General features: G+C 45.0%; 13 protein-coding genes. 11 read left to right on the forward strand and 2 right to left on the reverse strand.

The window, feature by feature from the left end; all coding sequences use genetic code 11:
* Positions 1 to 149: 149 nt before the first annotated feature.
* Together L0U89_RS17770 and L0U89_RS17775 are read left to right on the forward strand one after the other, a co-directional pair.
* Complete coding sequence (locus L0U89_RS17770; protein WP_439651577.1) at positions 150 to 1070, forward strand: 2-hydroxyacid dehydrogenase; 921 nt, start codon at positions 150 to 152, stop codon at positions 1068 to 1070.
* An 18-nt stretch (positions 1071 to 1088) separates the two neighbouring features.
* Complete coding sequence (locus L0U89_RS17775; protein WP_008628499.1) at positions 1089 to 1931, forward strand: universal stress protein; 843 nt, start codon at positions 1089 to 1091, stop codon at positions 1929 to 1931.
* 34 nt (positions 1932 to 1965) lie between these two features.
* Here L0U89_RS17775 and L0U89_RS17780 read toward each other — a convergent pair whose 3' ends face one another.
* A complete protein-coding gene (locus tag L0U89_RS17780) occupies positions 1966 to 2667 on the reverse strand; it encodes a tetratricopeptide repeat protein (RefSeq protein ID WP_234862747.1) in 702 nt (233 codons plus the stop codon).
* 132 nt (positions 2668 to 2799) lie between these two features.
* On the opposite strand from L0U89_RS17780, the gene holA reads away from it, so the two are divergent.
* From holA to trmB, 9 genes are all read left to right on the forward strand, one after another.
* On the forward strand, positions 2800 to 3822 hold the full coding sequence (gene holA, locus L0U89_RS17785; RefSeq protein WP_234862748.1) for a DNA polymerase III subunit delta: 1023 nt from the start codon (positions 2800 to 2802) through the stop codon (positions 3820 to 3822).
* 8 nt (positions 3823 to 3830) lie between these two features.
* A complete protein-coding gene (locus tag L0U89_RS17790) occupies positions 3831 to 6818 on the forward strand; it encodes a tetratricopeptide repeat protein (protein ID WP_234862749.1) in 2988 nt (995 codons plus the stop codon).
* Between the two features lie 8 nt (positions 6819 to 6826).
* A complete protein-coding gene (locus L0U89_RS17795) occupies positions 6827 to 8500 on the forward strand; it encodes a TonB-dependent receptor (RefSeq protein WP_234862750.1) in 1674 nt (557 codons plus the stop codon).
* Positions 8501 to 8589: 89 nt separating this feature from the next.
* Complete coding sequence (locus tag L0U89_RS17800) at positions 8590 to 9357, forward strand: SPOR domain-containing protein (protein WP_234862751.1); 768 nt, start codon at positions 8590 to 8592, stop codon at positions 9355 to 9357.
* A gap of 2 nt (positions 9358 to 9359) precedes the next feature.
* The gene (locus tag L0U89_RS17805; protein WP_008628488.1) at positions 9360 to 10052 is read left to right on the forward strand and encodes a MotA/TolQ/ExbB proton channel family protein; all 693 of its coding nucleotides are present in this window, start codon (positions 9360 to 9362) and stop codon (positions 10050 to 10052) included.
* 2 nt (positions 10053 to 10054) lie between these two features.
* Entirely contained in the window at positions 10055 to 10447 is a 393-nt protein-coding gene (locus tag L0U89_RS17810) for an ExbD/TolR family protein (RefSeq protein ID WP_234862752.1), read from the forward strand.
* 6 nt (positions 10448 to 10453) lie between these two features.
* Positions 10454 to 11413, forward strand: coding sequence for an energy transducer TonB (locus tag L0U89_RS17815; protein ID WP_234862753.1), 960 nt, complete (start codon positions 10454 to 10456; stop codon positions 11411 to 11413).
* A gap of 5 nt (positions 11414 to 11418) precedes the next feature.
* The gene (locus L0U89_RS17820) at positions 11419 to 12708 is read left to right on the forward strand and encodes a bifunctional folylpolyglutamate synthase/dihydrofolate synthase (RefSeq protein WP_234862782.1); all 1290 of its coding nucleotides are present in this window, start codon (positions 11419 to 11421) and stop codon (positions 12706 to 12708) included.
* On the forward strand, positions 12708 to 13370 hold the full coding sequence (gene trmB / locus L0U89_RS17825; RefSeq protein WP_234862754.1) for a tRNA (guanosine(46)-N7)-methyltransferase TrmB: 663 nt from the start codon (positions 12708 to 12710) through the stop codon (positions 13368 to 13370). Before L0U89_RS17820 ends, trmB begins: the two co-directional genes overlap by 1 nt.
* A 17-nt stretch (positions 13371 to 13387) precedes the next feature.
* Here trmB and L0U89_RS17830 read toward each other — a convergent pair whose 3' ends face one another.
* Positions 13388 to 13888, reverse strand: coding sequence for a GNAT family N-acetyltransferase (locus tag L0U89_RS17830; RefSeq protein WP_234862755.1), 501 nt, complete (start codon positions 13886 to 13888; stop codon positions 13388 to 13390).
* Positions 13889 to 14266: the final 378 nt, after the last annotated feature.

A 14266-nucleotide genomic window follows, 5' to 3' on the forward strand; every position in this document is an offset into this window, starting at 1 on the left:
ATTAATTCCGATCATTGCTGGGGGTTTTTGAGATTGAGGTCTAAACAAGCATTGAAAGGCATGCGCATCGTTTTTGCCGTTCAAAAAAATGTTTTTAATAGTTCAAACCAAACAAAGGATTTTAGCGAATCCAATCAAATTATCGACAAATGGGCTTTGCCATAATATCACCGGGACGAGATGTCACTAAATGGAGGGAAAGCTTAATGAGGCATATGCCAAATTTGGATATACAGGTGTATCCCGAAATTTCTGCTCCTGAAAGGGTGGAGGCGGTACTTCTTTGGCAGCATCCAAAGGGAATATTGAGGGAGTTTCCAAATTTGAAGTTGATTTGTTCGATGGGCGCCGGTGTGGACCATATTCTTTCGGACAAAGACATAGACCCTTCCCTTCCGATCAGCAGGGTAGTGGACAAGGGGCTTACCAACCCAATGACCAACTATGTCCTGATGGGGATATTGGCATATCAACGGCAGCTGTCCCGCTATCAGAATAACCAAAAAACAAAGACTTGGGATATGAGCAATCCCGAATTGGATATCACCGTCGGTGTACTCGGAGTGGGTGCTTTGGGCGGAGATGTAGTCAAAAAGTTACAGGTTTTGGAGGTTCCGGTATTGGGGTATGGCAACTCACCGAAGAATGTTTCTTCCTATCCATATTACTATGGAACACAGCTACAGGATTTTCTGGATAAAGTCAACGTGATAGTTTGTATGCTTCCATTGACCGATAAGACAACTGGTTTCCTTAATATTGATTTCTTCAGAAGTTGTAGAAAAGGCACCTATCTCATCAATGTGGCGAGGGGAAGCCACTTGGTAGAAGAGGATCTTTTGACTGCAATTAGCGAGGGATGTATCTCGGGGGCCATGCTGGATGTGTTCCGGCAAGAACCCTTACCCAAAGAGCACCCATTTTGGGAGACTCCCGAAATTACCGTAACTCCCCATATCGCCAGTGTGACCAATCCTGACGCAGCTGTGCCTCAGATTTTAGAGAATTATAATCGTATCAAATCCAATAAACCACTTCTAAACACCATCGACAGAAATTTAGGCTATTGAAAAAAAGAAGATAAACCCATGACTCAAAATTTTGTAATTGTTTGTCCAACTGATTTTTCGGAATGTTCGCTAAATGCGATCGAATATGCGGCAAAGCTTGGAGAACTATATGCTGCTGATTTGTACCTATTCCATGTTCCGGACCATGATGACTATCAAAAACTCGCCTCACGAGACCACCATACTGGTGATCAGTATTCCTTTATCCAAAGAAAATTGGAGAATCTGAGAGCGGTCGTTGAAAAGGAAAGTATTCCAAATGGTTTGAAATCCTGCCATGCCAGCTTCAAAGAGGGGAAAACCGTACAGACGATCTTGGAGTTCAGCGAGGAGATCAAAGCCAACTTGATCGTAATCGGCACAGAAGGAGTCAATGATTTCAAACTGAATTTTATCGGAACAAGGTCAAGCAAAATCGTGGAGAGGTCTGAGATCGACGTTTTGGTGGTCCCAAGACGGGTGTTTTTCAAGCCGCCAAAGAAATTTGTCTATGCCACGGATTACCTGGAAGAGGATAAAATCGCGATCCAAAAGGTAGTCGAATTGGCAAAGTTTTGGGAGAGCGAGATCGATATTGTCCATGTCAGCACTAGGCTGAAGGCCATTGACAAATCGCTCCACATTACTATGGTACAGGAGATTAGGCCGTTTGTGAAATATGAAAAGGTGAACTACATACTCAAATCCTATCGGGATGAACCAGGACTGGGCTTGGAAAACTACCTAATTATCGCCAAGGGCGATATTCTCGTGACATTGAGTAAGAAAAAATCTTGGTTCGAACAGATTTTTTCAAACAACCTTTCCAGGAAAATGTCCTATTTCATCAATAAGCCACTGTTGGTCATCAAGATGGCATAGCTGTTTTTCGAATCATTGTATTGTTCCGACCCGATTATTTTCGGCCCAATTTCTTTTTCAGAAAATCTTTAAATTCCTGCTGGGTTGCTTTGTCGGAGACGAGGCGATTTAGGGTCTCCAAAAAATACCCGATGGTCAACTTTTTAGTGGTTTTTTGGGCTTTTTGGATCTCAGGCAATGGAATAGGTGATTGACTTTCGGTTTCTTTGGACAAGTTACTTGGTTGTTCTGGCTTGTATCCAACCAGTTCATCTGCTTTCTCAAAGCTCTTTTTGGCTTTTGCCATGTAGCCAAGTTTCTCTTCTACCAGGCCTTTGTTGTTGTGGGAGACCGCATCCTCAGGGTCCAGTTCAATGGCTTTTTCGTAATCCTCAATTGCGCCAAGTAAATCTCCGATCCGATCTTTAAAGTACGCACGGCTCGCAAACCTGTATGGGTTTTTAGGATCGAGATTTAGCGCGCGGTCAAATTCCGCCATGGCCTCGTCATTTCTTTTCAAGAGGTGAAGCACCACAGCGCGGTCGTTGATAATGCTTGGATTGAATGGCTCCAAAGCATAGAGGTAATCAAAGTCCTCCAAAGCGCTATCAAAATTGCCAAGACGTGTGAAGATTCTCGCCCTCAGTGAAACATAGTCAGTCGATTTGCCTTCTTGACTAATGCAGGTTTCAATAAGTGCGAGCGACTGCTCAAACTTTCCGACACTGAATAATTCCAGACTTCTCTCCAAGCTCATACTTTCCGTTTTTTGGATTACTTTTTCAATACAAAAATAGAGGGCATAAAGTTTAGATTTAGCATGGTTGGTGATTCAAATGGTAGCTCCGAAAATCTATTTCTTTCTATATTTGGGCCGTAAACTTCAACCATGGCGAGCAAAGCAGAAGACGTACTGAAGGATTTGAAAGCCGGGAAATATGCACCGGTTTATTTTTTGCAGGGGGAAGAGCCATTTTTCATCGACCAAATTTCCGACTACATCGAGGCCAATGCGCTCCAACCGCACGACCGCGGATTCAATCAGCTGGTTGTATATGGAAAGGATGTCAGCATGATGGACATTCTGAACAATGCACGTCGGTTTCCCATGATGTCTGACCGACAGGTGGTGATTGTGAAAGAGGCTCAAAACATCCTGAACCTTGGGAGGGAGGATATTGACAATCAGTTGATCAATTACCTGAAAAATCCACTGCCAAGCACCATTTTGGTGTTTGCCCATAAGTATAAAAGCCTTGATGGAAGAAAGCAGCTGTCAAAGGAATTGGACAAAGCTGCGGTTTTTGTGAAATCGGAAAAAATCAAGGATCATCTGCTTTCAGGTTGGATTGAGAGTTATGTGAAGTCAAAAGGTCATTCTATCGACAATCCGACCGCTGTATTTTTGGCAGAAGCCATTGGAAACAACTTGGAGGTGATTTCCAATGAGGTGGACAAGATTATCATCAATTTTTCCAGTCCGTCGGCGATTACCAAGGAACTCATCCAAAAGTACGTAGGCATCAACAAAGAGTACAACAACTTTGAACTCACCAAGGCAATTGGCGTGAGGGATACGCTCAAGGTGAACAAGATTATCGAGTACTTTTCCCAAAATCCAAAGAACCATCCGATCATCCCGATCGTAGCATTGATATTCTCATACTTTCAAAAGATCGCGCTTTTGCACCAGAACAAATCAGCCTCAGAAACTGAATTGGCGAGAATTCTCGGAATCAACCCATATTTCATCAAAGAATATAAAATAGCAGCCAACAATTACCGTTTAGGCAAAGTAATTGATTGCTTCTCCCATATTCGCGAGGCAGACCTCCGTTCCAAGGGTGTGGATGCATCAGGCTGGGAAGACAAGGAAATCCTGCGCGAATTGTTGTTCAAAATCATGCATTGAAAATGCCCATGAAAAAAATCCTCTCGGGTCTGTTGATTGCCACTTCTGTTTCCTTCGCAAGTGCCCAATCCAGCCTGTACCAAAATGGTCCGCAGCAAGAGTTGGACGAAAACCTTGAGTTATTTGACAAACACCAGTTCGCCGCGACCTCCTTCGGATTCAGGCAAATCCGCGAAGGAGAAGTCGACGGAAACCAGGCAGTCACTTCTGAATTTCACCATGCGATCGCTGCTCTCAAAATAGAGCAGCCGGGTGGTTCAGATTGGGTCAGAAGATTCATCAGAAACCATCCCCAGCATCCAAGAAAGACAGAAGCGGCGTACGAACTAGGGAGTTTTTTCTTTGAAAAAAAGAACTACAAGGAGGCGATCGCTGGGTTCCAATTGATGGGGGATGGTTTGGTTACTCCTGAAGTACAATCCGAGGTGGCCTTCAAGATGGGCTATTCCTTTTTTCAATTGAAGAATTATGCGGCTGCGTTGCCTTATTTCACCAGGGTAAAGGGACAAAATTCACCTTTCAGACCCGATGCACATTACTATTCAGGTTTTATCCAAAAGGAATCCGGCAAGTTCGATTTGGCAATTGCGGATTTCTTGGAAGCAGAGAAAAATTCTTTCTATGCGCCCAAGGTTCCGTACATGATCGCAGGCTTGTATTACCAGCAACGGCAGTTTGATACCCTCATTCCCTATGCTGAAAGTGCCTTGAAGTCAGGAAAAACCTTGGATAGAAAAGAGGAAATCCATCTGTTTTTGGCGGAGGCTTATTTTGAAAAGCGGAATTTTCAGGGTGCTGCGAGCAATTACGACGCATTTGTCAATGCCAAGAAGCGTGACCTGGACCGCTCGCAGGTCTACAAGGCAGGCGTTGCCCAGTTTGAAACCGGAAATTTCCAGAGGGCTTCGGACTATTTCAAAGTTTCTGCGGTGCAGGACGACAGGATCGGGCAGGTATCAAGTTACTATCTGGGACATTCATATTTGAAGTTGAACAATCCGCAGTTTGCATCCAACAGCTTCAGTGCTGCCTATAAGAGCAATGCCGATCCGAGTATCAAGGAAGATGCATTGGTCAATTATGCAAAGGTAAACTTGGAGCGGGGGAGTTTTCAGGAGGCAGTGAATGCCCTAGACGCCTATTTGGAAAATTATCCAAACGGCCGATATGCGCGTCAGGCCGAAGACCTCCTGACAGATGCGCTCATCAATACAAGCAATTACCTTCGGGCAATAGAGCATATAGAGAAACTTCCAAGGAAGTCCGAACGCATGCGTAGCGCCTACCAGAAGATCGCTTTCTACCAAGGCGTGGTGTATTACCGGGATAAAAAGCATGACCTTGCAAATACCTATTTCGACAAGTCATTGAGTACGCCGAGCGATCGGGACTTGGTCATTCAGACACATTTTTGGAAAGGGGAGAACAACGCTGCGGCGGACAGACTTCCCCAAGCTATCAAGTCCTACGAGACCTTGCAAGGGCTGAGGCCAAATGCAAGTGATCCGTTTCTACTCAAATCCTATTATGGCCTCGGATACGCTTTTTTCAACACCCAACAATACCCAAAAGCTGAGGCGCAGTTTCGACAATACATCGAAAAAGGAGGGAAATCGGACAATCGGGAACATTTTGATGAGGCTTTGGTGAGGTTGGGGGACGTTTACTTCGTCCAAAAGAAGTTTGCCGAATCGCAGAATGCCTACCAGAGGTCGATTTCCGAGGGAGGTAGTTCGGTGGACTATGCCTATTTCAGATCGGGGGTCGTGTATAATTTCCAAAACAGAAACTCCGAGGCAATCGCCCAGTTGGACAGATTGATCGGGGGTTATCCGAACAGCATCTATTTCGAAGATGCGCTTTTCCAAAAATCCCAGATCAACATGGAAGAAATGCGGTATGCGGATGCAGTAGATGGATTCAGCAAATTGATCGAAGCCAGGCCCAACAGCCAGTTTGTTCCGCATGCCTTGGAAGGAAGGGCTGTGGCCAATTTCTCGCGTCAACAATACGACCAAACGATCGAGGACTACAAGCGGATATTGGATAGGTTCCCCAATTCCACGAATGCAGAAGCGGCCTTGGTTGGACTTCAGGAATCTTTGGCCTTACAGGGAAGGTCCGCAGAGTTTTCCCAATACCTCGCCACCTACCGCAAGGCAAATCCAGGAAATACGAGCGTTCAAGGTTTAGAATATGAGGCTGCCAAAAACCTTTACCTGTCAGGTTCTTGGGAGCAATCGTATCGCGCTTTTGAGACTTATTTGAGAAATTACCCCCAGTCCGCCAACAGGCCTGAAGCGAGCTATTTTATGGCTGATGCGCAATACAGGTTGGGCAGAAAAGCACAGGCTTTGGAGCTTTTTTACCAGATTGATAGGGACAAAAATTCCCCTCAAAGAAGCCGTGCCGTGCAAAGGATAGCCTCCATCGAACTTGAAAACAAAAACTATAAGAAAGCCATCGGATATCTCAGGGAATCAATTGATTATTCTAGAAATCCCTTAGAGGAAAACGAGACATTCTCTGGGTTGATGCATGCCTATCTGGAGACTGGAAAAATCGACTCCACGATCTTCTTCGCCGAAAAAGTGGTCAACTTGGGGAATGTGACACCTGACAATGTCCCCGCAGCCTTGTTGATCAAAGCGAAGGCATTACAGCAGCAGGCAAAGACGAATCAGGCTGAGGAAACCTTGCGGGACCTGGTCAACGATTACAAATCTATCCAGGGGGCAGAAGGCTTGTTTTTGCTGGCAGAAAGCCAAGCCAAACGAAAAAGCTACGAGCAATCCAACAATACCATATTCGATTTTTCAGCGCCGTTTTTCGAATATGATTACTGGTACGGGCGGGCTTTCGTGCTCTTGGCGGAAAATTATCTCGCTCTGGGCGAGACCTTCCAAGCCAAAGCGACCTTGGAGTCTATCGTAGAGAATTCCCCAAATGCTGAAATCAAAGCCTTGGCAAGCCAAAAATTGGCTACAATTCAATAGCAAAGACCATGAGATCTATTTATTCAAAAATATTTCAATATTCACTTGCAGGCATTTTGGGACTGTTCTTCGCTGCCGAAGGATTTTCTCAACAAACAGGTGAGGTGAAGGACCAAGAATTTATCATCCGCAAAGACAGGGTACTTACGCTTCCTACCCAGCCCAGAAGGTTTGAGAGGCTACCTGTTCTTCCCAATCCCAAAAGTAGCAATGCATATACCTATGAGGTACAGCCCTATTTCCTGAACCTTGAACCAGTTGCCATCAAGTCGGAGGCCGCCCAGAAGAATTTCCCCAAAAAACAGGAGGAAATGTACCGGGGATTTGCAAGGTTTGGATTGGGGAACTATAATTCTCCTTTGTTGGAAGGAAGGTACAATCTATGGGAAGACGGTGACTACCAAGTTTCGGCAAAGATTTTTCACCATGGATTTTACTCAGGACCGACAGGTGATTCCAATTCAGCAGAGACAAAGACCAACGTGAAATTGGACGGGCGTCTGTACAAAGAGGTATATCAATTTTTCGGAGGCGTACATTATAACCGCCACATGGTCAATTTCTACGGTTTTGATTGGAACGATTTGAACTTGGCGGATTATGTTCCCGGACAAAATGTGCTGAATACCTTCCAGGTTATGGGAGGAATCGAGGACGTTGACAAAGTCGAAGGGCTGAATTATGAAGGGAGAGTTTTCATCCGAGCGTTTCATGACAATTATGAGGCCTCGGAAACAGAAATCGGGATCTTGGCAAAAACAGATTATTGGTTTGACGATGCGTTGAGGTTCGATTTTGACATGAATCTATCCCTGACTGGCCCCAAGGATGTTTTCTATGGCGATATCAACCGAAACTATTTCAAGATTCGACCATCTGTCGGCTATTTGACAGAAAGCATCAAGGTTGATGTTGGAGCCAAAATTGTATTTGAAAACGATGTCACCAACAACAAATCTTCTGATTTCCATATTTTCCCAGCACTCTATGGACATTACATGTTGGCGAAGGAATTTGGTATTTATGCGCAATTTGAAGGTGACGTACTGCGGACAACCTATCAGGATTTTGTCCGGGAAAACCCATTTTTGGGGCCAAGTGATCGCCTGCTGAATACGATCCAAAATTTCAAAACGGGAGCCGGCGTTAAAGGAAATTTGCTCGACGAGTTGGTCTATGAAGTGGGTTTCAATGTCGGCAGGTACCGCAATATGTATTTCTTCGCCAACAGTGCTACCGATAGTACGCGATTCAATCTGCTTTACGATGATTTGACAAATGTGATCAACTATCGCGCGATGGCCTCATGGAAGTATGACACCTGGTATCAAGTGACCGGTTTGGTCAATTATTATAGTTATGACATGGGTACTTTGTCGGCAGCGTACCATCGTCCGGAGTGGGAGGTAAGTCTCAACAACCAAATCCAGCCGACAGAGAAGTGGTTGATACAATTCAATGCCAACTTAATGGGTGGAATCCAAGGATTCAATCAGCAGTCGGATGTCTCGGTTAAGCTTCCCGCGGTTTTGGATCTCCAATTAAAGGCGGATTACAAAATCACGGATCGGTTTTCGGCATTTGCAATCGGCAATAATCTCCTGAATAGGACAAACCAGCGCTTTCTGAATTATCCTGTAAGGGGCATTCAAGGAATTCTTGGGGCAACATTCCAATTTTAATCCTAATATTGCGTAACTGATTACCCGAGTTTGGGGCACCATTTTGACGGTGCGAGATCCATTTCTGAAAACAGCGGATTAAAAAAAGCATGGAAGAGAAAGAACAGGAAGCCCTTCGACGACAAGAAGACAAAGACTACGGTTTTCCGTTTGTTGACGTGAGGCCGCTCTCTTCCACAGAAAACCAGAAATCAGAACCTGCCCAGTCCGTAGACCCGGTAGCGGAATCGGCTACAATTGAACCAGAAACATCCGTCCCAGGCTCCCTTTCAAATCCGATTCATTTTGAGCGAAAGGAGACTCAGAAAAGAAACCAAACGCCCTTGCTTATCACATTGGTGTTTATGTTGGCTGTGATTCTGGCGGCGATGGCCTATTTTCTCTATTTTACCCCAGCAGAGGAAACTGTCAAAGAAGTCGCCGAGACACGACAACCAGAAGCTATGCAGGAAGCGGAACCCGTTGTGGACGAGGTCGCTGCAGATACGGTCGAATTGGAAGTTCCTCTGAAGCTAGAGAAAGAGGAAGAACCAGTGAAAGAAGCAGCTGCCCCTCCCGTCACCCAAACCCAACCTGCACCCACGGGCGCAATCGGTCAATTGCACTTGGTCGAATCAAAAGGCGAGCGGCCCATCTACCATTTGATTGTTGCCAGTTTACCGAATGAGAGAATTGCGCGGGAAGAAGCACAGGTATTTCTCAACAGCGGTAGGGATGTTTGGATGATTTTTCCGGTTGGGGATACCAAAAACTTCAGACTTTCCGTTGGAAGTTTCGGCAGCTTCAAATCCGCCTCAGAAGCACTTCCCCAAGCAAAAAATGACTTTGGCGAATCAACTTGGATTTTGAAATATTAAATATGGTTTTGTTACAAACACTCAGTACAGAAGGCCAGGTCATGGCCGATTCTTTGGTTTCACTCGATGGTGGACAAAAAAGCATAGGATTGCTGGATTTGCTGATCAAGGGAGGATACATGATGATTCCTTTGTACATCCTGTTCATCATGGCGATCTACATCTTCATTGAGAAGCTGATGACCCTCAAGAAGGCATCCAAATCACCCAAACACATGATGGATCAAGTCAAGATTTTGGTGCAAACGGGGAAAATCGAGCAGGCAAAGATGCTCTGCATGACAGAAAATTCACCCGTCGCCAATATGGTTTCCAAGGGTTTGGAGCGGATCGGAAGTCCATTGAAAAATATTGAGGTTTCCATCGAAAATGTGGGAAAAATCGAGATATACAAGCTTGAGAAGAATCTGGGTGTATTGGCAACAGTTGCAGGCGCTGCTCCCATGATTGGTTTCTTGGGGACGGTTACTGGTATGATACAGGCATTTATCGCTGTGGCCCAAGAGGAGGGAATGGTTTCCCCAAAATTGCTGTCTACGGGTATTTATGAAGCTATGATCACGACAGCGACAGGATTAGTTGTCGGTATCATTGCTTACCTTGGGTACAATTACTTGGTGACCCAGGTTTCCAAATTGGTACATAGCATGGAATATGCTTCGGTGGAATTCATTGATCTTTTGCAAGAAAAATAAGTATGGGCCTTCAATCCAAACATAAAGTTGATGCGGCATTTAGCATGTCTTCGATGACGGATATCATTTTCCTGTTGTTGATATTCTTCATGTTAACCTCCTCCTTTATTACTCCCTCCGGTTTGCCAGTCAACCTTCCTTCAAGTGAAACATCCGATATCGTGATGCAGGAGGTGACGGTTTCGGTAACCAAAGACCTTCGCTTTTCCGTTAATGATAAGGTGATCAGCAGGGAACAGATCAAATCTGAGCTAACGACTTTGCTTCAGGGAAAAAAAGGTCAAGTCGTACTTCATATTGACAAGACGGTTCCGGTCGAATATTTGGTAGAAATCGGCGGGATCGCTGCGTCTTTGGAGGCCAACGTATCTATTGCAACAGTTCCTTACAAATAAGCAGATATGCAAATCTGGGAGGCAGAAAAGACAGAATCAGAAAATAAGAAAAAGGCCGCAATCATCACGGTGCTTGTCAATCTTCTTTTGCTGCTGGCGATCTATTTTATTGTGGTATGGAAGGAACACATTCCGCCCCTTCCAAAGTACGGGATGGAACTGAATCTTGGTTTTACCGACACTGGCAGTGGTGATAGGCAGACCAATGCGCCGCCTTCAGAAGCACAGGCGCAAGCGGAAAATGCGCCCGCACCAGGGGAACAATCACCTAAGCCGACGGAATCAGCTGTACCCGTTGCACAACCAAAGACAGAAACGGCAAGGCCAAAATCTACTCCAGCAAAGCCGGCCTATGAGGCGCCTGCCAAAACGAATAGCCCGGTAAAGGGCGCTGAAAATCCCAAGCCAGTAGTGAAGGAAACAAGCCCTGCCAAAAAAGAAAATGTCCCAAGTACACAGCCGGCCACATCGGAGGCCGAAAAAACTACCACAAAGGCTGAGGAAAAACCCAAAATCGACCAAAGAGCTATCTTTGGCGCAGGAGGTACATCAGGCACCGGAAACAAACCCGCGGCAGGTAGTTCCCAGGGTTCCTCGTCCAAAGCAGGCGATGAAGGAAAGCCCACAGGAACAGTAGATGGACGGGCAATCATGGGTTCAGGAACCGGTACGGGGAATCCAGGCCCAGCATCAGGCGTCGGGCTGGACTTGGCGGGATGGGAATTTGCTACGCAGCCAACCATTCGCGATAATGTTTCCACAAGGAATGGAACCATAGTTTTCAAAATCACCGTAGATGAAACCGGAAAGATAATTCAGGCTTTGCCAGAGAATTACAATGTTTCAAATGAAGTTTTGGCCTACTATCGAACCGTCGTCGCCCAGATCAAGTTTAAGCGCCAAGGGGGCAATGCCACAGCTGATTTTTCAACCGGGCGCATCACCTTTATTATCAAAGTTGATTGATGCCGATGACTTACCAGGAGACGTTGGACTACCTGTTCAATGCACTGCCGATGTTTCAGCGGATCGGTGCAGCGGCTTTCAAAAAAGACCTGACCAATACACTGGCACTTTGCGATCATCTCGGTAATCCCCAATCGCAGTTTAAGACTATCCATGTTGCCGGTACCAATGGCAAGGGAAGCACTTCCCACGCCTTGTGCTCCATATTGATGGAGGCTGGATACAAGGTCGGACTCTACACGTCCCCGCATTTGAAATCCTTCACAGAGCGGATAAAAATCAACGGGGAAGAAATTCCCGAAGGAGACGTGGTCACATTCGTAGCACAAAACAAGGCGTTTTTAGAGGAATTAAAGCCGAGTTTTTTTGAAATGACAGTCGGTATGGCCTTTTGGTATTTTGCCAAGGAGCATGTCGATATCGCCGTGATCGAGGTTGGCATGGGAGGAAGATTGGACAGCACGAATGTGATTTTGCCTGAACTCTCCCTTATCACCAATATTGGCTACGACCATATGCAGTTTCTGGGAGATACACTTCCCTTGATCGCAGGTGAAAAAGCAGGGATCATTAAACAGGAGGTTCCCGTTGTTATCAGCCAAACGCAGCCGGAAACGCAGCCAGTATTCTTGGCCAAAGCCGCAGAAATGCATGCTCCAATATATTTTGCCGATCAGGTTTTCAGGGTCAAGGCGAGTAAACCTTCGGTCTCTGGAATGCAAACTTTCGAGTTCGAATCTAACCGTGGAATAGTTCAATACGATATGGACCTATTGGGGAGTTACCAGCGGTACAACTTACCAGGGATTTTGAATGCTTGCAAGGTTTTGAATACGCTCAGTTGGGAAATTCCGGAAACAGCCATTCGCCGAGGTTTATCGCGTATTGTAGCAAACACCGGACTAAAAGGTAGATGGCAAATACTTGGGAAAGCACCTTGGGTCATTTGTGATACAGGACACAACGAGGACGGAATCCGCCTCATTCTGGATCAAATCGGAAAAATGACTTTTGGTCACCTTTGGATGGTGATCGGTATGGTACGTGACAAAGATATTTCAAAGATCCTTTCGATGCTACCCAAGGACGCATCCTATGTGTTTTGCGAAGCTAGCATCCCCAGGGCCTTGCCAGCTGCTGAGCTTTCCGCGGCGGCCTTGGGACATGGTTTGAGGGGTGAAACTATCCCTGACGTGAATGATGCCATCGGCCGTGCCAAGCAATTGGCAAAAGAAAATGACTTGATCTTCATAGGAGGCAGTACTTTTGTCGTCGCCGAAATCGAAAATTTGTAATGAGCAGAAAGAAACTTCAGAGATTCAAGGAAAATGATGCCAACCGCAACGTGGTCCAAGCGGGGAAGCCGATATTTGAAACAATCAAAGGGAATTGGAATCCGGTCCAATTTCCAATCGCGCAACCTATCGTCGTCGAACTTGCCTGCGGTAGGGGAGAGTTTACTGTAGGGCTTGCACGTGAATACCCCCAGTCCAATTTTATTGGAGTGGATATAAAAGGTTCGAGAATATGGAAAGGCAGTACGATCGCCATTCAGGAAGGACTGGACAATGTGGCTTTTCTCAGAACCCAGATTCAGGAATTGGACAAGTATTTTGACAATGGGGAGATTTCCGAGCTTTGGATCACTTTTCCAGACCCATTTCCGAGGGAAGGGGATGAGAAGAGACGATTGACCTCAGGCAAGTTTTTGGATATGTACAAGCCACTCATCGCCAAAGGAGGGGTGGTCCATTTCAAAACCGATAATACCGGACTTTTTGATTATACCCTTGAATTGCTCAAATCAAGGCAGGATGTGGAGCTTTTGTTATTTACCAATGATTTTTACCAATCTCCCTATCGGGATGAGCACCATGGTATTCAAACCCGCTATGAAAAGATGTTCAGCGAAAAAGGCGAAAAGATCAAATACCTGAAATTTAAATTCATCGGGTAGGACAAAGTAAATATCCCTCAAAGATCCATTTCCATCACAAAGTCGTCCATCACAAATCCGTTACCGATGTCGATCACCTCTTCTTTGGCTTTCCTCATGCCAATCCGCTCATAGAATTGGATTGCCTTTTCATTGAACTTGTTCACGTTGAGGTAAATAGCTGCTTGGTTTTTTTTCCTGGCTTGATCGACTACGTAGTTGATGAGAAGTCTGCCAAGCCCTTTTCCCTGGGTCTCGGGGAGTAGATAGATGCGATGGATTTTTGTCTTGTTGGATTGATTGGAGTCATGTTCATAGGAGCAAAAACCTAAATAACCCGTTTCACCCTTAGCCAGTATGTACTGATGGCCTTTTTCCTGAATGAGTGATTCCAAAATAGGAAGGGCGTACATCGCATCTAGCATGTAATCAATTTGTTCCTTGGTGAGGATTTTACTAAAGGTCGAGGGCCAGGTTTTATATGCGATCGATTTGACTTCAGGTAGCAAATCCACCGTGGCAGGGATAATCTCAATCATCGAGAAGGAGTGGGTTTTGTTCCTAGATACGTTTCGATACATCCAAGTTTAATAAACAGGGCCAAAAAAAGAAACCCTTCCGAAGGAAGGGTTTTTTGGGTGATTAAGAAAATGACAAAAAGTTGCGAGATAGACGAGAATTCAAGGTTAAAAAAATGGAAGCTTTTCAAATGGGTGATGCTTGAAAAACGCGGGTGATTAAGTCGTTTTGTTGTTCAAGATGATTTAAAGCTAGGCAAATGATTTTACAAAAACAAAACAAAAAGTATGTGAAAATATAAAATAATAAATTTTATAAAATTTTTTGATAAAAAAACAGAATAATAATTTGAAATTAAAAAAACTTGCCATCAAATACAATTCTCTATGTTTTTGTCG

The organism is Mariniradius sediminis (genome assembly GCF_021491425.1).
Taxonomy (GTDB): Bacteria; Bacteroidota; Bacteroidia; order Cytophagales; family Cyclobacteriaceae; genus Mariniradius; species Mariniradius saccharolyticus.